This is a genomic window from Buttiauxella agrestis (assembly GCF_900446255.1).
GTDB classification, from domain to species: domain Bacteria; phylum Pseudomonadota; class Gammaproteobacteria; order Enterobacterales; family Enterobacteriaceae; genus Buttiauxella; species Buttiauxella agrestis.
This window is the reverse complement of record NZ_UIGI01000002.1, coordinates 114,606-137,113: the sequence shown is the minus strand read 5'-3', so window position 1 is coordinate 137,113 and position 22,508 is coordinate 114,606. Positions and strand designations below refer to the sequence as shown.

Sequence of the window (22,508 nt, the reverse complement as noted above, 5' to 3'; positions counted from 1 at the left end):
AATGAAAAACTTGAGGGATTTCAAAGTTAAATCGATGGCAATGCTATTGAGTCTGGGAATAGTCCACAGCGTTTATGCTGAAGATTATCAATTGCCAGCTGCCGTCAATAACCCCGTGGCAATACCTGTGGGAGCAGATAGTGTTCAAAAGGTTGCACAATCGGCAATGGCATCTGAATCACCGACTACAAACAAACCAACGACAGCACTTCCACAAGTCCCTCTGTCTGGTGCCAGTTCATCTTCACCTGCTGTTAATGCAATCACTGACGCACTGAACAAGAACCCTACATTGCCGGGATATGACGCACAAATAGCCTCAGGTAATTTTGACGAATATGGCCGTGGACGTACTGATGGAGCAGCTGGAGCGCCTCAGAAAGCTCAAACCGCAGCGCCGTCTAAAACTGATGTCCTGTTTACAGAGGCTAAGAGCCGCTATCAGGAAGTCCAAAAGGTTAACGTTCCCCCAGGCGGAAATATAGTTTTACCGGTATCCAAAGGCTTACAAAACAGAATTTCGACTACGTTCAAGAACGCTTCTGTCAGTACTTCAACGCCTGAGCAGGATGCCAGTATTTTTGTTGATGGTGGAGATGTATACATCACCACCAATATTGCCAAGCCAATCGGAATTATGCTGTCAGAAGACAATGTTCCAGAAAGTACTTATAACCTGACACTAATCCCACTGGATGTGCCAGGGGCAATGATTTCAGTAAACACTTCGCTGAGTCCTCAAATGCAGGCGAAGAGAGAGAAATCTATTGATGCGCAGCAGTATCAAGAAATGCTCGAGCGTTCCCAACAAGAAGAAATGAGCCCTTCTGACCCGCGCCAGGATGATCACAAACAACGTATTATGGATTTGCTCACGCCTGTAGCTCTAGGTGAAGTTCCGTCAGGTTTCAGTCTTCAGACAGAGCGTTTGTCACGCATTCCAGCAAGCGAACAAGCACCCTGTAAATTCAACATGTATGCAAAACTCGGTCAACGTCTTGTAGGGTCCCGAGAGTTGATTGATATCGTGCTGGTAAAGAATGATAAACCTTATGGGCAGGTTGTAGCTGATCAGCAATGCCTGACTGAAGGCGTCATTGCTAGTGCTCTTTTTGATAAAGCATTCCTACAACCGGGTGAAGAAACCGAACTGTATATCGTCAGGGATAAGCTCTTCCAGGAGCGTAAGGCCCGTGTAACAACGAGACCAAGTCTGATCAATAGCAAATGAATATAAAAGTTACTTTTGGAAAGTTTATAAAATGTTCCTTGGTGGGTTTTAGTGTTTTCTTAATTACACGCTGTTATTACATAAGTAATTATATAGAGCGGAGTGAGATACAAATACTTCCAAGTGAGCCGGTGATTTCGATTTCTCTACCTGAGGAGAATAAGACGGTAATCAAATTTGCTGATGATTCTTTAGAATCCAAATTTGTAAGTAGCAAAGCCGAATCGTCATTAGATCAAACCGAGAAAAAAACGAATTCAAAAAAAGTAACTTCAGAACAGTTGCATGTGCAAGATATTGATCAGGTTATACACAGTTCTAATGATGAATCCTGGGTGAAAGCAGGACAGCCTTACATTGTACCGCAACTAAAAGATAGTGAGCGGCAAATCAAAATTAAGCGATATCTGGCACCTCAAAACGGAGCAGAGAATGGACATTAAAAAACAATGGGAAACGAATAAATCCTTTCGGTATGGTACGCTGATTGTCATTATTGCCGTTTTGATATTTTTCATCAGCCAATCACTTTTCAGCCCTGCTGAAAAGAAACGAGTCAATACCCAAAAGAAAGATATGCAAACGGGGCTATTACTCGATGAGTCTCAAATGAATAAGCTGGATTCTAAACAAAGCCAGCTGACTTATGACGAGATGATTAAACAGAACCGAAAAGATCAGAATGAAGCTAAAGCTGAGCGTGATAAGGCCGAAAAAATACAGTCGGAAACAAGGACTCAGGTTGCCGAACTGAACTCACAGTTGGGTCAGCTTAAGCAGCAGCTTATAGATATGCAGGCTAACCGAAATAATCCAAATCGAAGCCTCGATAGCCGCAATCCTCCACAAAGTAACAGTGGGGCAACTCCGGCTGCAACGCCGTACCAACTCAATACCAATGCTGCTGTTAATAATGGCTATGATGCAGGTGGTGTAATTACACCACAGCGTATGAGTCCTATGCGCACAATTACTCAATCATCCATTAAAACAAATGCCTCTGGAGGAGTGATTCAGGTTACGCCTATTTCAGAACAAAAGATTAAAGAAGGTAAAGAAGTTTTCCCGGGTGCTGAAAAGGCAGGTATGAGGACAGTTAAAACTGATGGGACAACACCAGTTGATAGCAAAGCTCGTCACGCAGCCAGAAAAGATGAAATGTATTTACCTGCGACATCAATTATTACCGGAGTACTCATCACAGGCTTAGAAGCGCCTACGAGTATGTCATCGAAGGCCGAGCCCATGCCAGTCACGATGCGAATCAAGAAAGATGTGTTGATGCCTAATAATTTCACTATGGACCTTCGAGATTGCAACCTCTTGGGCTCCGCAGTTGGTGATCTGGCATCTCAACGAGCCTACATACGGGCCACATCAATCTCTTGTGTTAACTCAAAAGGTAAGGCGTTTGACGTCAAGCTGGAAGCTTACGCTGTTTCCGAAAACGACGGTAAAAATGGCATTCGTGGCAATCTGATTAGCCGAAATGGTAATGCAATAGCCGGTTCTGCATTTGCAGGGGGATTGTCAGCCTTGGCCGGAAGTTTAAGCCCTAGCAAGGTATCTTCGCTCAACATCGACCCTAATTCTCAAGCACAGTATCAAACGCCGAATTTCGGTGCGCTTGGGGCCTTGGCCGGAAGCGGAGCTGCGAGTGGAGGTTTGAACAGATTAGTTGATTACTACACCAGTATTGCAGAGCAACAGTGGCCTGTAGTTGAAATTAGCCCTGGCCGCCCTATCACCTTTGTTGTCCAGTCAGGAGCAACAATTCCAACAAATCTGGTTGCACGATAAGGAAGACTCCCGTGACAGACAAAGACGATAAAAAAGAAATTACTTTACCAGAAGTTGAGGCCCCTGTTGGTGGGGGCCGCAAGGCGGTAAAAAAAGTAACTTTAGAATTTGAACTGGAAAAAGTGCTAAAGATTGCTGCCGGTGCGCTCCTTTTAACCATTGTCGGTATCTACGGATATAAATATATTTCTACTTTTAAAATGCCAACATTTGGTACGGATACCCCCCGTATTGCTGTGATGAACGTTTCAGAAATCAGAGATGATTTTTTACGGCAGAATAATTTAAAAAATAGTGATGAAAGAGAAATCGCAAAGTTAGAACCAGAATTCCGCATATACACCCGAAAATTGATGGCGTTATACCGTTTGAATGGATTTTTGGTCATTGATTCGGCACTGACTTTTTCAATTCCTTCAAGTGTGAAAATTGTCACCTATATCGACGGGGACGCATTGATGGATGAGTTAAAATCGCTGGGTAGCAATGAAAACTTTAATGAGGTTACCACTCAGTGAGAAAAGTAATTATTCCATTACTAGCAGTGTTAAGCGTAATGAGCTCTGTGGTTGTAAATGCTGAATCTACTGTATTTACTGATTCGGATGCGAGTGCGTTGATGTCCAAAGCAAAGGAAGGCGGAATTAGCCCTGACCTTCAGAGCTTAATGTCAAAAATGCAGGCGTATAAGCCAAAAGATGCAATTTATCTCCCAACCGGGGGGTTGTATCTTTTTGAAGATGCAAACTCAAAGCTTATGGCCGTTACCACTAATGGTCGATATACACTATCCGGTGGAAGTCTTGTTGATGTCGTTAAACGAACTCAACTTTTTAAAGTAGACGAAATAAGAAAATCATATTTTATTAGTTTAAGTGATTCTCCGTTTCCATTAAATAAAGTGGCGTCAATTCCTCTCGGTAACCCAAAACTTAAGCGTCAGGCTGCAATTTTCATCACACTCGATTGCGATGGTTGTGAAGATCTTATAAAGAAATTTGTTGCAGACCGTGAAAAATATCGTGTGGATATTGTTCTAATCCCCTCCCCGGGCGAACCAAAAAAACAACTACAAAGACTTTGGTGTAGTCGCGAAAAGGGAAAAATTACTGATTTCGATATTATCCAGTGGTTAACCGGAAATAAAGCCGATACCGAAAAGCGGTGGCTACCTGTCAAAGAATCTGAATCATGTTCTGTCGAGCCATTGGTAACGTCCATGGCGTTGGCCGGAGTATATAACCTCCAGGGAGTGCCATCAGTTGTGCGTGAAGATGGTCTTGCCGGTAATGGAATTCCAAAGGATTTTGATTACTGGCTTAAGCAAAGTGTTACTCCGTTACTCAAAAACCCATTTGCCACTGAATAGGTAACAAAATGAATACCAAAAGAACAGTACTTAGTGCCCTTATCGTTTTGTCAACTACCTATCTCACTGGTTGCATAGGTAGTTCTGAATCAGAATGTCCCGGTGTTGAAAATGGGGTTATCTGTAAAGGTCCTCGGGAAGTAATGGAATTAACCAATAACCGTGATGATTTATTTGATACCAATGGAGAGCAAACCGAGGGAAAGGGGGAATCGACTGTCGCTGACAGTCGCTACCCGGCACAGGTGACACCTCCGGGCGAAGTTCAGTATCCTAAGTCACCGACGCTGATTAATAAGCCTGTAGCAACTACCATCACGCCTGTCGCGTTGTCATCGAATACAATTTCACCGCGTCCAATTGGTGGAACGCCTGTCAGCCAGGGTTCTGTGACTCGAGCCAGTGGAAATCCATTTATCAATACCCCGGTTCAGGCAACACCTGCCCCACGGTATTACAATCCCAATTCCGATATAAAACCAGCAAAGGATCTATATTCCGTCTACAACGGCCAGCCGGTTAACCCTACATTGTCGCAGAATCAGGTTCAGCAATATCGATCTCAGGGCTACAAACAACCTGTAGTAGCCCCTGAGCCTCTTGCCGTGCTTCAGCAGGGCAAAGTCATGCGCATAACATTTGCCCCGTACACTGACGATAACAATGCCCTTAATCTTCCTGGCTATGTATACGTCAACGTTCGCCCTCAAACCTGGATCGCCGGTAATAATGCCACGACAAATCCAGCAAGAATTGTGCCGCTAGAAGTTCAGGATTCTGCTCGTGAAAATATGCAGTTGCAGCAAAAAGCAACCAAAGCAGTAACGGCCAATGGTGTCGTTCGTGAGCTGTAACAGGGGACATAAATGCAACCGATAAAACAATTTAATGAAGAGCTTGTTCGTCATAAGCTGGGTAACTATATTCCGGTTTTCGACCAGTTACCGGGCAGTAACTATTTCCTGATAGATGGCAACAAGCTTGGTTTTATGTTCATCTGTAATCCCTCCCCTGGCCTGTATGAGAATCAAAAAGATATTCTGGCCGAGATGTATAAGATGGATTTTCCTACAGATACCGTCTGCCAGGTGACCTTGTCCGGCCTACCCGATTTAATAATGCAACTGAGTGCATGGGCGTCCGTGCGTGGCGGCCGTATGCCTGAGGAGGACAAGGAAAAGTCTGACCTCCTTAACGCATATCAACTCGAATATTTTGACCGCAGTACCAGAGAGCCGCTTAAGCCAGACTATGACCAATTGAAGCTGCGTGATTTTCAGGTTTGGATTTCATTTACCATTCCTTTAGCTGGAGCTTTCCCTACCGATACTGAAGAACGCAATATTGACGTGTTGTATTCAGAATTGAAAAGTAAATTAGTAACTATGGGGCTGACCCCATTTGCAGCTCAGGCCGAAGACTGGCTTTACTGCCTGGATAAAGTGTTGAACCCTGGAGAACATGCTCGCTGGTCAGAAGGCAATATGAGAGTCAATACACTCAAAAGGCTGAACGAACAGGTGGACGTACCGGGTCGGAAATACGAGGTAGGACAAAACTACTTTTCAACGACGACCGGAAACCGCGATAAGACTGAAGCCAGATATTTCAAACAGCTATCTGTTAGACGTTTCCCTGAATATGTAAGTTTTGGAAGCATGTATGAATTAGTAGTGAATTGGATGCATGGTCGAAAAACGGTGTTCAATCCATTCATGATAACACTCACAACCGTCTATTCAGACCCTCTCAAGCTTGCTAAAGAAAACGTCCGATATAAAGCTGTCACGAACAAACAAGCCGGTATACCTATTGTCTTAACCTTCTGTCCTCGACTAAGAGATATGGACAATGACTATATGGCTGTCACCCGTGAGCTGGAGGATGGGGCGAGATTAATGGAGGGATACCTGACCTTCACTGTCATGGGTAATACGGCCGAAGACGTTCAAAGTGGTGCTGATCAGATGAAATCGTTTTATCTGGAAAGCCGCGTCAATGTTACGGATGACTCCTATATTGTCTTCCCATCTTTAATGTCCACTTTACCTATGTGTAATGATGCCAAAACGGTTCATGATCTTGACCGGCACGAAGTAATGACTAATACCGGGGCAGCACACTTATGCCCAATCTTTGGACCATGGAAAGGCAATACCAATCAACCTGTTATAAACATGGTGACGCGTGAAGGTCAGCAGCTGGGACTTGATATTTTTAAAACTTCAGCCAGTTATAATACGGTTGTTGGTGCAACTTCCGGGGCCGGGAAGTCTTTCTTCATAAACTATCTGATCAACAATTACCTGGGTGCTGGTCCCAGAGCTAATGAGATGCATCATTACCGGGATGCTAAACAGTTGTTGGCTGAAAACAGGTACACCAGTTTTGACCCCGATGGAGCGCAAATATTCGTTGTGGATGTAGGTCGTTCATATCAGGGGATCTCCGAGCAATACTCCAGCTCTCAATTTATCGACTTTGGGCGCACCCCTACTTTTACCCTCAACCCGTTTGCGTTTTTGACAGACGTTGCAGCTGATGAAAGAGCTTTAGTAGAGGCCCCAACTTTCGAAAGTGACTCAACTTCGGAGTCAGAAAACGAAGATGAAAAGGATAAAGTTGCTCAAACCATAATGGTCCTAAACCAATTAAAAATCATGGCATCAGAATCTGGAAAAATTGATGATTTCCAGCAATCTGTAATGCTTCAGTTGATCGCTGAGGAGTACAGAGAATCACGGAAAGCTGGGCGGACTGGATCTATTACCGGTTTTGCACGTCGATGCCGTGAATTTCCCGATGACAGGATGAAGGACATCGGTGTCCAGTTGGGAGCATGGTGCGAAGGTGGAATTTACGGATACCGTTTTTCCGAAACGCTTCCACCAATCAACTTTGATAGCCGCTTTATTGTGTTAGAACTGGAAGAGCTGAAAGGAACACCGCATCTGCAAACCGTAGTTTTAATGTCGATCATCCAGGCCGCACAGCATGCCATGTTTATCAAGCGTGATGGTCGCAGAAGACTTTTCATACTTGATGAAGCATGGGAGTACATTCGTCCGGACAATGCCAACGGTGGTAATCAGGCGAATAACCAGTTCTTTACTTCATTCCTGGAAGCTGCATGGCGGCGATTCAGGAAAACGAACTGTGCTGGAATTTGTGTAACCCAGTCATTTGAGGATTATTTTACCTCCTCCGTTGGCCGTGCAATTACGGCTAACAGCCCCTGGAAAATCATCATGAAGCAGGAGAAAGAATCAATTGAATCTATGAAAAAGAATCAATATTTCTCTACTTCTGACGGCGAATATGAGCGCATGAAGAACATTCGTACTGTTAAGGGGGTTTTCTCTGAAATGCTCATACGATTCGAAGGGTTCCAGGAGATTTGCAGGCTGTACGTAGACCGTAAAATGGAGCTCTGCTTTACAACGGACTCCAAAGACAGGACCCGTCTTTGGGATATACAGGCTCAGCGAGATTGTAGCTACGGGGAGGCGATTGAAATTCTCTACGAACAAGAGCAAAGGGAAAGAGCAAAAGTGGCCTGACCATTAGCCTAAATAATAAAGGCCCTTCGTGGGCCTTTTTGCTAAAAAGTAACTTTTGTCATTACATAAGATTTGACTGCCACCCTTTCGGAGAGGCAATTCGCTATTTACTGCGGTACACCGTTTGTTGATCGTTCCTCATTATTTCCTCAGAGACATTTTCAACCACGAGCGTTCTCAGAGCCGACCTTGCGGTGCAGTCTGAAAATGTAGGTTATATGGTACATGTTATTTTTAAGAACCATATGTAGGTTTGTGGTTGCGACGAAATAATATTGATTAAATTCAATTGCTTAATGTGTGAAAGTTTATTTGTAGCGTTTAAATAACATCGACATATAACTTTAAAATCACTTGTTACTTATATCAACCTTGCCTTGTTAGCTTACCGTTCCACATGGTTGAATTATTCAATATGTGTGGAGATGGTGGTTCAATGAACTAACATAAGTTAGTTTTGTGTACCAATGGCAATTAAATGATAGGTAGCAAACGAATGCGTTAATAATTGATTTGGGGGTCAGGGGGAAGTAAAGAGTAGAAAAACTGCACCATGCTAAAGTGCAGCTTTTGTCTTAGGAAGTTAAATATTAGTCATTTTTTAACTTATCAGCGATGAATGCTTCAATCTCTTTTATCAGGTCATTACTCATTCGGTTAAATTCGAATTTTACTTTTCGGCCAGATGCACTTTTACTGATTCGAGCATACTTGTCTTTATTATCGAATGTCACCAGTTCGCGAGTCTCCCAGCCTTTCTTGGGACGATTTTCATCGAGCTGCTCCACTGCCTTGATAATTGATTTGAGAACCTTTTTCTGCGTATCTGCAATATCATCAGTTGGTAAATCATTAGTCTCAGATTTTACCTGCTCAACGACATCATCCAGAGAAAATAAGTTTCTCTCCACATATTTCTGGAAGCGGGCAAGCTGGTTATAAAACGCATTAGGGATGGCCTCATAGTCAGGGAACAGCGTTATCAATGACTCAGAAATCTGTGCTGCCTGAATTCGCTTAGACACAGAGACATGGCTTGTCCCGAGGTAAATAGCCAGTTCTTCATTTTTAGTGAAACTCATCTCTTTCATCTTTTGAATGTACTGGAAACCAATCTCGCGATACGAGAAGCGCCGTGAGGTTTGGGCAGCAGAAATGATCGATTGGATATCTTCGGGCGTTAGTTCATCCGGCAAGACCCAAAGTGGCAAATCCTTACTGGCCTTGATACAGCAAAAGCGCCTGCGGCTACCCTCAATCAACAAATATTTACCAGCTCGCTTAACTGCCACACCCTCTGTATCAATCCCACGAGCTTCAATTTGAAGGAGGATATCTCTAACAGCATTAACGCTCAGTGCTTCCTGGTTACGAGGGTTCATTGGGTGAACAGCGGTTTGAGTCTGAACATCTGCTGCCGGGATAGTGATATGTTCCGCTTCCACTTTCCGATTGTTATGCAGGGTGAAAAGTTTCTTCACTCGAGTGGCAGTCTTCAGATTTGCTAAACCGGACTGGTGTACAACACCAGTCCGTTTCGGGCTGCTCAGATAGAGAGACTTATCATTACCAATTTCTTGTCCGTCACTCATTTCTCAACTCCTTCCTTAACTGAAAAGCTTTTAATTTCGTTAATAAATTGCTGATAGACAGCCATAACAGATTGCTCTGCGATATCCAGTTGTTTAGGTGCGCAAAGCTCTTCAGACTTCTTGATATCTAAAACAGTACGCCCTTTTGAGGCAGCAGCTTTGAATGCTTCGGAATTTTTAATATTTGTCGTTAAGAACAAATCTTGTACGGTCCGAACAAGTTTATCCAGAACTATCCGTTCGTATGGACTTTTGTCATCAACGTTAACGGCCAGCACTTTGAACCATTTAATGTTCTCTCCTTTGTTTGGGGATTGCTTGAAACGTTCGCTCAGGGTAATCATAAAGTCGGTTGTCGACGCATAATCATATTCACGAGGGGAAACAGCAACGAGAATGCCGTCAGCACCCTCATCTGCTGCCCAGATTAGTGGGGAATCTTCTGGTGGCGTGTCGATAATGATGAGGTCATATTTCGTCTTCAGAACAGGCAGAATTACATTACGGAAGCGAAGCAGAAGTTCCGTTCGGTCTTCTTTAGCCATTTGCCAGTATCTATCCTTAAATCGAGCGTCAGTAGGAAATGCTGTTATGACATCCAGATTCGGAAGGTGGGTAGAAAAAGGCATGTTATTGATAATTTCTGCCTCGGTGAAACCGAGGTCCAGATACTTTTTGTAATCGGAGTTATCTTCATAGATCCCCAAAATGGCATCCACAGCTGTGAGGAATACATCATCCTCTTGGACACTGCGGATCATACTGCTACCTATCGAACCCTGTGGGTCCCACTCTATAACTAATACCTTTGCATTAAGGTTTAGGTCTAACGCAGCCGCTGTAGCAATAGAGATTGATGTCGTGCTTTTTCCCGTGCCACCTTTATAGTTCTGCGTGATGATAACGCGACTATGATAGCTGTCTCGGTAAGCCGGATAACCGAGGTGGTCCATAATGTTTTGGACATCAAAGCGTGTATATAGATGGTTTTTGTTTTGGAAAATAGGCGCACCGATAACCTTGGCCTCTTCCATATCAGCAATCATTTTGCCAAACGTATTACGCGATTTTCTAAAAAAGTCAGCAAGGCTTTTTTTGTTGAGGCAGTGGTTATAAATAAGACGGTCTACACCATCAATACTGTCATCAGAAACAGAAATTCTTGAAGACAATGCCAGCGACTCTTTAAGCGAGATCTGCTCGCTCTTCATGCGTTGACCGACTAGAGCTATTTTTTCTAATAAATTCATTCTATAACCACTCTGTTAATCATTGAAATATCAATTGAGCGTATAAGTGTGCAAACTACCAATGATGCGCTCAATTCACGGTTTATACGTTCAATTCTATCTGTAAGTGTCAATTATTGCCAATCCCAGTTCATTTTTTGAGACGTTTTCGTCATTATCATTAGAGTTTCAGACAAAAGTTTCGATAATTTTCATATCTGTCGACCAATTGGTGAGTAGTCAAAGGTCGTTAACATGGCGTCGTTGGCTATTTAGGAAACCTGGTGGTGGCGATTAAGGGGGTTAAACGGCAAAGCCTATACCCTGGTGCTGACGATTAAGGGGGTTAAACGGCTAAGCCTATACACAGGTGCTGGCGATTAAGGGGGTTAAACGGCAAAGCCTATACCCTGGTGCTGGCGATTAAGGGTGTTAAACGGCGAAATCTATACTCAGGTTCTGGCGATTAAGGGGGTTAAACGTCAAAGCCTATACCCTGGTGCTGACGATTAAGGGGGTTAAACGGCAAAGCCTATACCCTGGTGCTGGCGATTAAGGGGGTTAAACGGCAAAGCTTATACCCAGGTGCTGGCGATTAAGGGGGTTAAACGACGAAGCGTATATTCAGGTGCTGGCGATTAAGGGGGTTAAACGAGATTGCTCATCAGGTTAATACCTCAGATATATAAGAAGTCGTATGAAGAATCAGGCATCCCTTCCCTGCCCGGTTTAGAACAAAAGGGAGGGAAGGGGTTAGCGTAGTCTTCAGTGAGAAACCTTTGCTGGTTCCGACATAAATGGTCTCATGTCAATAAAGACTGAAGAAGAGTTGGAATCGTTCTTAACGTTGAGTGGTGCCTTACCAGGTAAAGACATTGTCGCTACATCAGGTCCACTAATCGCATAGCCGTTTTCGGCTGACGGCATAACAGTGAATATCTTAATGGCAACATTTTCATGCCGATAGTAAGAGAGGCCGAATGTTGAGCCTGCTTCTGTATTGTTAACCTCTACCGAAACAGGAGTCGTGCCAATCAATTCATTCGTCATGATGTTCTTTACAGTTGCACCTTCAGGTACAGTTAAAATCTTATATTGATATGCTTGCGCCCATCCGCAGAAGAAAATCATTACTAAGAAGATATTTTTCATTGCAGTTCCGTCCTTTTGAAATTCAGAAACAGTTGATAACTAATGTGGCCCTGGCCTTTCGTATTTTTTGCCGGTGAATAATAGTCGACGCTAAAGTAAGTCGGCAGGTACTCTGTACTGGTCTGTTTGGAGGAGACAGATTCGAAAGGCATTGTAATAAGCTTCATTTGGTCTTCGTTTGAAAAACACAGGCCAAGTAATCCAAGAGTCGGCATTTTGAAAGTAGAAACATTTTCAGGTGCGACCGCAGTCTTTCCTCGTGAGACATAAGAACATCGGCTTCCGGCCAGATTTAAATTTTTAAATTGTATGAATTCTTTTGTTCCATTTTGAACAATTAGCCAAAGGTCTGTGCCTGAGCTTTCTATTGAAAAAGTAACTTTGTCAGTAGGATTGGCCTGAGTACGACTTAACAACACGACATCAAACCCAACGCCAGGTACTGAGGAAATCTTTGAATCAATGGAAGCACATCCGCTAAGTAAAGTGAGAAGTGGAAGGGATAACAGCCATTTCATTTGCTTGTCCTTAATTTTGTTTTCTGCATAGTCACAAACTTAAGGGCTTCTCCTTTCGCAACTGTTGCGTTCTTCGTCCAATAACCAGTCCCGCCAATAAACCTGTTTCTCTTTGGAATGAATACGAACTCCGAAAACTCCACATTGTGAGTTTTGGGTTTCGTAGCGATTGTGTAGGCCTGGTTACTGCTGAGCTGACGATTTTTTTCCGTAACTGTAATTAATTTTGAATCATCAGTAACGACAGGGATTTTGAGCGACTCAATGCCTAACTGAGAATCGGTCAATTCATTCTTTTCATCACTAACAGATACCAGTGAGAATTTGTCAGATTTATCCGGACCAAAAAGGGAAACGACACTTTTAGATTTACCATTGATTGAAACAATGGCCTGGATAGGTGTTTCAACGTAATCATTGATCAAGCTGAGAGTGAGTGAAGTATTAGGTTCTAACCATATGACTTCTTTACCAGCCTCATCTGCACTTACGGTTAACGGGTGACCCAGAGAAATCTTGTTTTTGGCAAGAACCTTGTACTCGATGTAAGGTATGACGAGATATGCCGATTTAGTTTGAGATTGGTTTGTAATTTCAAAATAATTGCGCTTAGACGCACTAGTAATCAATATGGGACGCTTCATTCCGTTTACCAGCAGTTCACTACCGGAATAGCTAATCTTTATGTTTTGGACGGATTCATTTTCTGGTGCTGGGATATCAGAATCTGACCTGGCCGAAGAACAAACCGATAAAAGCATTGAGCTGAGGAAGACTGCTACTAATTTTTTGTTTGTACTCATGGTTCGGTTCCTCCAATAAAATTGTCGTGTGAATGAATATCTAAATGGTTTGATTGAATGCTCAATACATCAGATTTATTTAAACAGACCTGATGGACTAAGAAACTTGGGTTAGAGCCATTGATAAATTCGAGCATAGAGATAGGACATCTACGTCTAACCACTTTGGATAACTCTCGATCTGGTCCAATGTGGATAGTGTTGCCGAGTAGAACCGGCATGCCATTAAGCGGGAGACCATGTGCCGCTCGGATGCTACTAACAGAATTCCTCCCAAGTACTAGAAAATTGACGCCTTTGATATGAGTAGGGGTTAATGCATGCTCCTTGCCAAACATAATCTGCCCGATATAACTACTCACTGTTGAAGACTTGAATCCATGCAGGGCCTTTAAAGTGTCCGGGAAACTATCTCTGATAGGTGCGTAATCGGAAGAGCAGATCCCAATACGAATTCCGCCCTGAAGCTCGACTGAGTAAATCAGAGGGAGCTGCTCCGTCATTAATGCTCGTATTTGATCTTCAAGATGATAACGGTTGATATCTTTGTGCCAGGAGCCGCCATTGGCACTCCATTTTTCTAATTCTGAAGTCCCGGGATAGAACTGGCGGTATTCAGGATCGAGGGGAAGTAATTTTTTTAAATTGTATTCCCCGAATCCGGTGACTGAATAAAATGAAACCTTCCTGCCTTCGAACCTCTTTGTATTAATTGCTCTTAACAGCTGATATCCCTCAGGGCCATTATCAAACAAGTTGCCTGCACCGATGATTACAACATCATCATCAAAATCAGTGACCGAGTGAATGAGATGACACAGGAACGAATAATTCCCGCATACATCAGAAATAAAAAAAATACGTCCACTGTAGTTGGTCAGATCTAATATCTGAGCATCATTTGCAGCCATGTAAACCCCTAGTAGTTGAGGTCCAATAATAACTTACGGATTCATGTTATTCGGTTGGTTAGGAGCGAAATTCGGCATGTTAAGCATCGTGAAATTCTGAACACTACTTTGCTAAAGTTGGGAGTGCTTATTACATGGTGTTAGTTGAGCGAACCAAATGGCAGAGACTTGCAGAACCATATGTTAGTTTAAGGAACCAAATGTGCTGTGTGAATTGGTTGTGTTAGTTTACGGGTACGGGGTTTATAGTTTTGTGGGTTATAACTTAGGACGGGTTCTGTAATTTCATGTATTTAAACAATATTTAGTTGTTAAATCTGTTGTGTATTACTAACAGGTAACCTATCATCAATCTCAATATAGCGGTGATCTTAATAACCAATTCCGAGGATGAGAGATATGTCAGAAGTACAAAACAAACAGCTGGAAGAAGTCCAAACTGGTGTGGATGGGAGTAACGTGCTGAAAATTGTTATTGATGATGGTAGCAAAGCCGCAAAAGTAGTTTTCTTGGATGAGCGTGGCGAGCTGAAGACTCATCTTTCGGCTAATTCATTCGTTCCAAACTTCCGAGTAGCCCATACAGGCACCAATCCATACAACTACTTTGTTGACGAATATGAACGTTATTCTCATCACAAAGAAGCGACTGAAGCCTTGGAAACAACAGATGTGGCACATCAGTATGATGAAATCAGCCGACTGAATGTCCATCACGCGCTTCACTCATCAGGTATTGAACCTCAAGCTGTACACCTTCATGTAACACTGCCGTTAAGCCAGTTCTATAATTCAATGGGTGAGCTAAATACTGAAAATATCCAGCGTAAAAAAGACAACTTATTGAAACCTGTAGGTCGCCATGTAAATGGTCAAACAGTATCTTTTAATGTTGCAGGAATTTCCGTATTCCCTGAATCATTACCTGCGGTTTCCCAGGCTTCGGAACTATCTACTATTGAATCATACGAAGTTAGCCTGGTATTGGATCTTGGTGGTACGACACTAGATGCCGCAAGTATCAGTGGTCAGCTGGAACAAATCTCAAAAGTTAAGGGTTTTGACCGAATTGGTTGTTCTGTCGTTTATGATGAAATTAGACGTTACCTCCAGTCCGTTAACGTCAACGATAGTGATGCATATATTGATCATCTAATCGGAAATCGTAGTGATGCTAATGCATTAAAAATTACGGATAGTCTGCGGACTGAAACATTCGAAGCTGTGAATGCTGCGGTTAAGAAATTGCAGGATATGGTCGTTAAAGCAGTAAAGCAGATTGAAGAACGTCCACATTACATCTTTATTGTGGGGGGCGGTTCATTCTTGATTGCTGATGCAATTGAAGAGAACTATCCAAATGCGAAGGTAGTGGTGGTTAATAATCCACAGCTTGCACTTGCTACTTCAATCGCTGAATCAGTGCTTTTTAACTAGTAGCGGATAATTCATGTCAAAAGACACCAACAGCGAAACTGGTGGCCTCAGAACCCAGGTTCATGCATTTTGGATTACAGAGAAGCAAAGTAAATTTGCGCATGACACAATGGTGGCCCTTAACGGGGCTCACCGTGGGGAGAAAACCCAATTAATACGAGATGCATTAATCGCGGGATTGATTATTAACTCGCTTAACCCAAGATTAATGCACATGATTAATGCCCATGCAGACCAACTGACCTTAAGTCAATTAAGAGATTTCATCACTGGGCTAAGCGGGCCGGGTAATGCGTATGATCCGCATGCTTCACAAAATTCAGACCATCTGGTTAAAGAAATTGGAGCCCGTTTTGATAGTTCTGTAGAGAAGTTGATCCAAACACTCAAAGTTGAATTAGCGACTCATTCTGTTCCAATCTCAAAATCTGAAATTACAACTGATACTCTTTCAGAATCGTTGACAACTAAAACAGATAAACATTTATTAGAACCTACGGGAGGAGAGCATTCATCAGTGCCGCTGATGGAAAAAAAAGCTAATCTTGCAGTTTCAGATAAAATAGACGCAACGAGTCCATCTGGTCTAACCAATAAAAACTTGCAGGAAATTCCAGCAACTACTAGTAAAAATCGTGGAAATCAGTCGGTAAAAAACAGAATCAAAACATTTGGTGCCTGACGCCTACTAAAAATGCCAGTTTACAAAACTGGCATTTTAATTTAAATGATAGCTAAATCATCAATGAAAACTTGAAAAATTAAGAGTAATCCTTAGTTATTAGTTAAGTAAGTTAATTGAATTTCATAGTAAAATGTCAGAGTATCCTTTGTACATTTCGGATTAACTGAGTAGAAAACCTATTGAAGCCAAGCAGTTATAAAACTCATACTTTAGTACCATACACAGTTGACGCAATTTTGCTTTAGAGTTGATAGATCTGGCTAAGATTAGTAATAAATCATAACCAGCTCTCCCTTGCTTGGTAGGTTTAAGACTTTTGTTTAATCACCTAACCGTTTGATTAAGCGAATAATATTATAATAAAGGTTATCCATATGTTGTCACGCAACTCCTTGATTCACGGTCTTCGTCGTAATGAGCTGATCGAGGTTTTAAATGCATCAGACTATCCAATAGTTCATAAAGACAACTCGTTCACCCCTGAAGAATTGAAATGGGCACGACCAGTGCTTTTTGATATTGATGAATTGCATATTTCTATAGCCCCACTTTCATCAGTTAAATACGATTGGGATATGGCTCCTGTTGATACAATACTGATAGAAGTTATTGTTCCGGCCCTTGATACTGATCTGGTCGAAGAAGAGGACAGTCTGCTCAGAGATTCTGGCGTTGGTTACATTCTCTATGAACCAGCTGGTGCATCTATACGCAGGACCGTTACTTTTGTTGGCGGAGTTACGCCGGACAATATGCTTTACCAGCTTCATTTAATGTTACTGAGTGCTCTGCACTTACTTCATGAGGATGTGGGGGATGATTCGTAAGTCATTGATAGTATGTGGTGTTGTATCTCTGGTTTTATTGTCGGCAGGTTCATTTTACTTTTTACGGTCGCAGGTGGTATCGCCTGACCTGACGAGTTTCACAGCAAATAAATTTAATACTGCATTGCCATTTAAATCATGTGAAAAAGATGGTGGGGCACTTAATATCCAAATAATTTCTGACAACGAACTCAGTTTTAATGGTGTTCCAGCAAAAGTAACTTTTCTAGCAGCTGCTGATGGTTTGAGTCAAAATCAGCCATGCACCGTACCGAAAGTTACGTCAGCCAGGAAAATTGAAACGGGTGTGTATAGTTTAATCATCGCTAAGAGTGAAAACGGTTACCTTATCGGAGATTTACAAAATAATCTCACTGGAGAATTACTTTCCGGAATTTGGATATATAACGAGAAATCATGATGAATGACCAGTTAGTGGTTAACGGAACGCGCTCACAAAACATAAAAGTCTTTGGGACTGCATGCGCTCTGGAACTGGTCATTAACCAGGAAGATACCAAAGCTTCTGACAATTCCGAGTATTCATCTCCGTCTGATAAGTTTTATTTAAATTTGTTTGTAGCCCCTTCCAGTAGTAGTGGGGGATATGAATGGACGACTGAGAACTGTGTCATTATGAAATTATCAATGACGGAAGTAATGTCATTAGCTTCAGTTTTCTTAAGAATAAAAAATACCTTCAAAATTGAGAATCGAAAAACAAGTCACCGCAGTCACAGCGTTTATAAAAATCTTAGCGTAGAACCCAATAATAAAGGTGGGTTACTTTTTAAACTCGGTATAGTCCCGATAGAAAAAAATACCATTGAAAAATTTCTTCATTACATTCCTGTCATGGAAATGGATTGTGTACGGGTCGGTTTGTTTCTCCTTGGCTTTGTATCGCTGAAAATGCCTTTGGTTAGTACCGAATCAATCATTACGGCCTTAAGACTAGCCGAATCTAAAGCCAAATAAATCCTGTTTAAACGCTGCTTTCCTGTCAGGGGGGCGGCTTTTTTGTACCCCTTTAGCAAGAATTTATCTCATCCTCGTAGGTTAAAGTATTCAGCATTCAGCGCTGAACTACAGGAATTCGTCATGAGAAAATCCGGGGTAAAGCTTGCTCTGTTATTTTCATTAATTACACCTCTGTCGAAAGTTCATGCAGAGGCAATAATGATATCAGGGAAGCTAGAAGCAGATATGCCAGAGGTGGCGTTTAACAAAGACCAACAGGACCTTGTGGCCTTTGTTAATACGAGCACGATAACAGCATCAGGGAAGGGCTCTGCCTGTAACATATCGGTTGATGACCGGGCCACCTCCACGGTTGGCAATCTTGTCTGCTTCTTCGAATGGCTACCTAATTCGTTTGGGTTTGCTGCCAACGGATTCACTACGAGCGGCATTCCGTCTCAGGTCGGTGAAATAAAACTCCCCTATAAGATCTCATACTATTCAGGAAGTGAAAGGCAAAAGGTAGAGGTGGTAACGGGCGAATATAAAGTCCAGGCTCTTGCACCGATAAAACCCGTTATAACAGGTATGAAATCCTCCATTAACGGCCAGGTGCTCGATGGCTTTTCTATTAATTCGTACATCAAGGACGAAGCCCTCAGGGACATTACTGTAACTGTCGAAGCAAGAAACTATCTTCAGTATATCTCTGTCGGGAACGGGTCATCCTGTGAAGTGCCTGTTGGTGCTGACAACTGCACGATCACTGTGGGTAGTGTAAAAATAAGTGATAACGATGAGCCACAGGGTGTTCGGGCAATCACGGTAAATGCCAACTCGAAAAATAATTACTTTTCTCCTCCGGAAACTCATGATCTGACGTTGAACTGGGATTATCGACCGCCTGTTGTAGACCACACTCTTTGGAATTTCACCGAAGACTCCAAAGTAATCACTGTAGGAGGCCAGGACGTATTTACTGGTGCCAAAACTGTTGCCGTTGCTGTTAAGGCTCCGCAAGCTGGTTCTGAAGGTGAATGGTGGCTACCTACAGAAATGACCCTTACATTGACGCCGGATGGCGTATTCAAGCCCGTTACGAAAGTTACTTTAGATGACGGAACGGTGATCGACTTTAAACAGTCATGGGCAACGCCGACAAAAAGGACCCTGCGCCCCGTTTCAGGCCCACAGTTAGTTGGTAGCGATTATTTGTATATCTTTGATATTACCGATCTCGTTAATGGCTCCTACAGTGCCCAGTTTACGCTTGAGAACAAAAGCCTAAACAGTTCAGTTTACGATGAGCCAGAATCAAAATTAATGTTGTCCGATAATCCGACTTTGATGGTGATTAAAGACGGGCTGGTGCTTGGCAAACGTGAACCGGTGTATTTCCTCAACGAAGTCATAGTCGCAGCTTTCCAGGGTCAGGCTGGTGTTGCAGATATCAAATCTGTGACCATAGACAATAAGGTTGTCACCCTAAAACCAACAAACATTAAAGGCATTTACTATTTACCTGAAGGTGATGACCTCAAACTCAATGCAGATCATGACATCACTGTGGTGGCGGAAAATATTTACGGAAAAGCCGTCAGCTACTCCACGTCATTCCTTTACCAACCTACCGGATTCACCCTAAAAACTCTTGAGAAGGGGTTAACTCTCTACTCCCGAGTTCGCCAGTATACGGACCTGCTTACACAAACAGATGGGCAAAAATGTAACCTGTTTACGACTGAGCAAAATGCTAAGGACTACCTTGAATGGACCGGGATTAACTCAAATGTTATCGCCTGTTATCCGCAATGGAATAACGTCCCCTCTGGATTGGAATTCTACTTTAAAGGCCGAGTTCCGGGGTTGAGTGGGTTCTTCAACATTTCAGGGGAAAACCTTCTGGACTATGAAGTTCACATGATCAACGGCAAAGGCTCGCATGCAGTTTCGGCCAGGAACCGGTTTAATCTGTTAACACAGTTACCTTACAACCCTGTTATTACTTATAAAAAGAGTAAAACAATTGCAGGTATCAACAGTAACACTGCCCTGGTTTATACAACAGGTGGAGAGGCTGCTCGCATTCTCGCCAAAGTAGTGCCTGCTGACATTACTATTTCTGTTGCCCAGAATGGTAGTGATGCAGTGAAAACTACCTATAAAAATCGATCCTCTAACAATGACCAGACCACTTTTGTTCAGAGGATTAAAATGCCAGCTTCAGCGCTTTGGACTAAGAACACGCTGAATATAGAAGCCAACTATACAAAGGACCCATCGATAACGACCCTGGACACTTTGAACGTCTATACCGTGCCAGACTTCAACATCAAAGCCACCATGAAAGTTGATGAGAAGAAAACGGCAACTGGACTTGAAATGCCTTTGGTTGTGAGTGTCGGCCGGTACAGCAACGACATTCGAGCAAGCAGATTCGACCGCAAAATCATGGGTGATTGGGACGTAACGGTATACTCCCAGAAAAGTATTTATGGGATTGATCCAGTATCAGGCCGCTACAAGACCACCTATGAACGCAAAGCCCTAACTAAAGCGCTGCCTGTCGATGATGCTGGTCAGGTATCAACGAACATCGATATTGAAGGCATGGATTTAGGTAACACACGTCTAGTGGCCGTGGCACAGGTCCGTTCACCATTCGATGATTTTGTTATGAAGAGAGAGAGTGGCACCGTCAGTATCAGGGTCTACAAAGGTGAAGCACTTGAAGGTGGTCTGTCTAAGAGTCAGATCATCGGCCGAATTCCGTTAAGCACCATTGTCTCGTTTAAAACCAAAAGCACAGCTGACTCAGATGCATTAGCGCCAACACAATGGCAAACATCAGCTGATAATGGTCAAACCTGGACAACGCTCAGTGAAATGGAAGGTAAACGTAGTGTCACCATTAAAAAGACCGAGGTGGGTAAATGGCTGTATCGGGCTAAGCTGACGAATAAGTTCTCAAAAATTGAGTCCCTGACGGATGTGCTAACCGTAGTGACGTATAAGGAACCTAAGATCAGTATTAAAGTTACACCAACGCTGGAAGGGAATGATATTCCAGTGACTCTTGTTGATAACGAAGAAGCCATTCCTGATGGAACCGCTCAGATCATGTGGTCAGAAGATAATGAGAACTGGACAGAGGGCAGTTCCACCTACACCATCCAGGGCTCGGGGACCATCCCGTCAGTGATTTATGCCCGAATGCGCTACAACGATGCTGACGAGCTGGCCGAAGCAGACTCCTGGAAAGATGCTTCCTCAAGAGTGAGTGTGACTACACCGAAACGGATATCGGTAAGAGTGACTGGTAACGAGAAAGTTGAAGTCGGCCAAAAAGTAACTTTAGAGGGTGTGTACGTTAACCCTAATGAGAAATTCGGCAGCGGCACGGCTGTGGTAGAGGAATGGAAAACACCGGACGGCCAGGTAATATCTGGTAAAAAACTGACTATTACGCTGACTGAAGACATGCTTGATAAACAGGGCTATGCGGCATTTGAATATAGCGCCTGGATTTCGGGTAACAAGGAGAAAACCGTAGGGACCCGTAAGTCGTCGGTAAAATCGTGGGTATATAAATTCCCGGAAGTGAAAATGAATTCACGATTGAAGTATTCCATGGCGCCTTCAACTCTTACCGTTTCCTTGTCAGGCATTGATGATGATAGCTATCCCGGTGTGACGTACTCCCGTGAATGGATTTATGCAAAAGATTCGTTGGTGCTAACTAAGGACGAGGGAGACAAGAAGGAGTTTTCAATCCCAGACTCGGGTAAATTCACTTTGTCATTACTGTTTAAGGATAACAGGGGCAATGAACAGCGGATCGACAACACGATAATCGTTGGTGAGCAAAATCCAATGGAAGTGGAAATGACGCCGAAGTTCTCAAACAAGTTTATGAGGGCTCCATTGGATGTCACGTTAAGGTCCAACATTAAGCTTTCTCATTCTGCCGACCGTGTAGATGAAGTGGTCTACAAAGTTAACGGAACGCCAGTAGAGGTAGGGAAAAACTATTGGGCACAGCTTATTTCCGGCATGAAGGAAGGTAAATATCATGTGACCATCGATGTCGTCAGTCAGCTGGGACAAAGGGGCTCGGCCAGTCTGGATTTTGATGTAGTCAAGAATGCGCCGCCAGTCTGTTCGCTCAGCTATACAGAGACATCGCTCAGCTGGAACTTTACCAATAAATGTTCGGATATAGATGGAAAAATCTCACGCTATGAATGGTACATAAACGGAGAAATGAGAAGTGTATTTGGGAGTTCGGCAACCCTGTCGAAAAACCTGAATAAAGGGAAGCAGGATATTAAAGTTCTAGCATTTGATGACAGTGGCGACAGTGCTGCTCAGACATTAACTGTGATGGGACCGGCGGATACATCTTCCCAGTAAGTATGTAATTTAAAGCCTGCC

At 42.9% G+C, this 22,508-nt stretch carries 19 protein-coding genes; 13 read left to right on the top strand and 6 right to left on the bottom strand.

From position 1 onward, the window contains the following. The first annotated feature begins 1 nt into the window (after position 1). The 7 genes from DY231_RS24240 to DY231_RS24210 all read left to right on the top strand — a co-directional run bounded on the left by DY231_RS24240 (position 2) and on the right by DY231_RS24210 (position 7,960). Positions 2 to 1,231 (top strand): TraK domain-containing protein, encoded by a 1,230-nt coding sequence (locus DY231_RS24240; protein ID WP_115632050.1) that lies wholly within the window; start codon positions 2 to 4, stop codon positions 1,229 to 1,231. Next, positions 1,228 to 1,674 carry a plasmid transfer protein HtdO gene (gene htdO / locus DY231_RS24235; RefSeq protein ID WP_115632049.1) on the top strand — a complete coding sequence of 149 codons (447 nt, stop codon included), beginning with the start codon at positions 1,228 to 1,230 and terminating at the stop codon, positions 1,672 to 1,674. Before DY231_RS24240 ends, htdO begins: the two co-directional genes overlap by 4 nt. Beyond that, positions 1,664 to 3,031, top strand: a complete 1,368-nt coding sequence (locus DY231_RS24230; protein ID WP_115632048.1) for a TrbI/VirB10 family protein — start codon at positions 1,664 to 1,666, stop codon at positions 3,029 to 3,031. Before htdO ends, DY231_RS24230 begins: the two co-directional genes overlap by 11 nt. 11 nt (positions 3,032 to 3,042) lie before the next feature. Next, a complete protein-coding gene (locus tag DY231_RS24225) occupies positions 3,043 to 3,549 on the top strand; it encodes a hypothetical protein (RefSeq protein WP_115632047.1) in 507 nt (168 codons plus the stop codon). 101 nt (positions 3,550 to 3,650) lie between these two features. Further along, the gene (locus DY231_RS24220; RefSeq protein ID WP_208326170.1) at positions 3,651 to 4,400 is read left to right on the top strand and encodes a thioredoxin domain-containing protein; all 750 of its coding nucleotides are present in this window, start codon (positions 3,651 to 3,653) and stop codon (positions 4,398 to 4,400) included. Between the two features lie 143 nt (positions 4,401 to 4,543). After that, a complete protein-coding gene (locus tag DY231_RS24215; RefSeq protein WP_347876567.1) occupies positions 4,544 to 5,254 on the top strand; it encodes a TraV family lipoprotein in 711 nt (236 codons plus the stop codon). A 12-nt stretch (positions 5,255 to 5,266) separates the two neighbouring features. Then, on the top strand, positions 5,267 to 7,960 hold the full coding sequence (locus tag DY231_RS24210) for a TraC family protein (protein ID WP_115632044.1): 2,694 nt from the start codon (positions 5,267 to 5,269) through the stop codon (positions 7,958 to 7,960). Positions 7,961 to 8,550: 590 nt separating this feature from the next. Here the strand turns inward: DY231_RS24210 and DY231_RS24205 are convergent. From DY231_RS24205 to DY231_RS24180, 6 genes are all read right to left on the bottom strand, one after another. Next, on the bottom strand, positions 8,551 to 9,552 hold the full coding sequence (locus DY231_RS24205) for a ParB family protein (protein ID WP_115632043.1): 1,002 nt from the start codon (positions 9,550 to 9,552) through the stop codon (positions 8,551 to 8,553). Then, positions 9,549 to 10,802, bottom strand: coding sequence for a ParA family protein (locus tag DY231_RS24200; RefSeq protein ID WP_115632042.1), 1,254 nt, complete (start codon positions 10,800 to 10,802; stop codon positions 9,549 to 9,551). The genes DY231_RS24205 and DY231_RS24200 overlap by 4 nt, the downstream gene beginning before the upstream one ends. A gap of 744 nt (positions 10,803 to 11,546) precedes the next feature. Further along, positions 11,547 to 11,933 (bottom strand): hypothetical protein, encoded by a 387-nt coding sequence (locus tag DY231_RS24195; protein ID WP_115632041.1) that lies wholly within the window; start codon positions 11,931 to 11,933, stop codon positions 11,547 to 11,549. Further along, the gene (locus DY231_RS24190) at positions 11,930 to 12,451 is read right to left on the bottom strand and encodes a hypothetical protein (RefSeq protein ID WP_115632040.1); all 522 of its coding nucleotides are present in this window, start codon (positions 12,449 to 12,451) and stop codon (positions 11,930 to 11,932) included. Before DY231_RS24190 ends, DY231_RS24195 begins: the two co-directional genes overlap by 4 nt. Then, positions 12,448 to 13,254 carry a hypothetical protein gene (locus tag DY231_RS24185; protein WP_115632039.1) on the bottom strand — a complete coding sequence of 269 codons (807 nt, stop codon included), beginning with the start codon at positions 13,252 to 13,254 and terminating at the stop codon, positions 12,448 to 12,450. The genes DY231_RS24190 and DY231_RS24185 overlap by 4 nt, the downstream gene beginning before the upstream one ends. Further along, on the bottom strand, positions 13,251 to 14,165 hold the full coding sequence (locus DY231_RS24180) for a metallophosphoesterase family protein (protein ID WP_115632038.1): 915 nt from the start codon (positions 14,163 to 14,165) through the stop codon (positions 13,251 to 13,253). The genes DY231_RS24185 and DY231_RS24180 overlap by 4 nt, the downstream gene beginning before the upstream one ends. A gap of 399 nt (positions 14,166 to 14,564) precedes the next feature. Between DY231_RS24180 and parM the strand changes: the two genes are divergently transcribed. The 6 genes from parM (at position 14,565) to DY231_RS24150 (ending at position 22,487) form a co-directional block, all read left to right on the top strand. Then, positions 14,565 to 15,602, top strand: coding sequence for a plasmid segregation protein ParM domain-containing protein (parM, locus tag DY231_RS24175; RefSeq protein ID WP_115632037.1), 1,038 nt, complete (start codon positions 14,565 to 14,567; stop codon positions 15,600 to 15,602). Positions 15,603 to 15,615: 13 nt separating this feature from the next. Continuing rightward, positions 15,616 to 16,284 carry a hypothetical protein gene (locus DY231_RS24170; protein ID WP_115632036.1) on the top strand — a complete coding sequence of 223 codons (669 nt, stop codon included), beginning with the start codon at positions 15,616 to 15,618 and terminating at the stop codon, positions 16,282 to 16,284. Positions 16,285 to 16,661: 377 nt separating this feature from the next. Then, positions 16,662 to 17,114 carry a transfer repressor gene (locus tag DY231_RS24165; RefSeq protein WP_115632035.1) on the top strand — a complete coding sequence of 151 codons (453 nt, stop codon included), beginning with the start codon at positions 16,662 to 16,664 and terminating at the stop codon, positions 17,112 to 17,114. Continuing rightward, the gene (locus DY231_RS24160) at positions 17,104 to 17,535 is read left to right on the top strand and encodes a hypothetical protein (RefSeq protein ID WP_115632034.1); all 432 of its coding nucleotides are present in this window, start codon (positions 17,104 to 17,106) and stop codon (positions 17,533 to 17,535) included. The genes DY231_RS24165 and DY231_RS24160 overlap by 11 nt, the downstream gene beginning before the upstream one ends. Further along, positions 17,532 to 18,092, top strand: a complete 561-nt coding sequence (locus tag DY231_RS24155; RefSeq protein ID WP_115632033.1) for a plasmid transfer protein — start codon at positions 17,532 to 17,534, stop codon at positions 18,090 to 18,092. Before DY231_RS24160 ends, DY231_RS24155 begins: the two co-directional genes overlap by 4 nt. Positions 18,093 to 18,215: 123 nt before the next feature. Continuing rightward, the gene (locus tag DY231_RS24150) at positions 18,216 to 22,487 is read left to right on the top strand and encodes a hypothetical protein (RefSeq protein ID WP_115632032.1); all 4,272 of its coding nucleotides are present in this window, start codon (positions 18,216 to 18,218) and stop codon (positions 22,485 to 22,487) included. Positions 22,488 to 22,508: the final 21 nt, after the last annotated feature.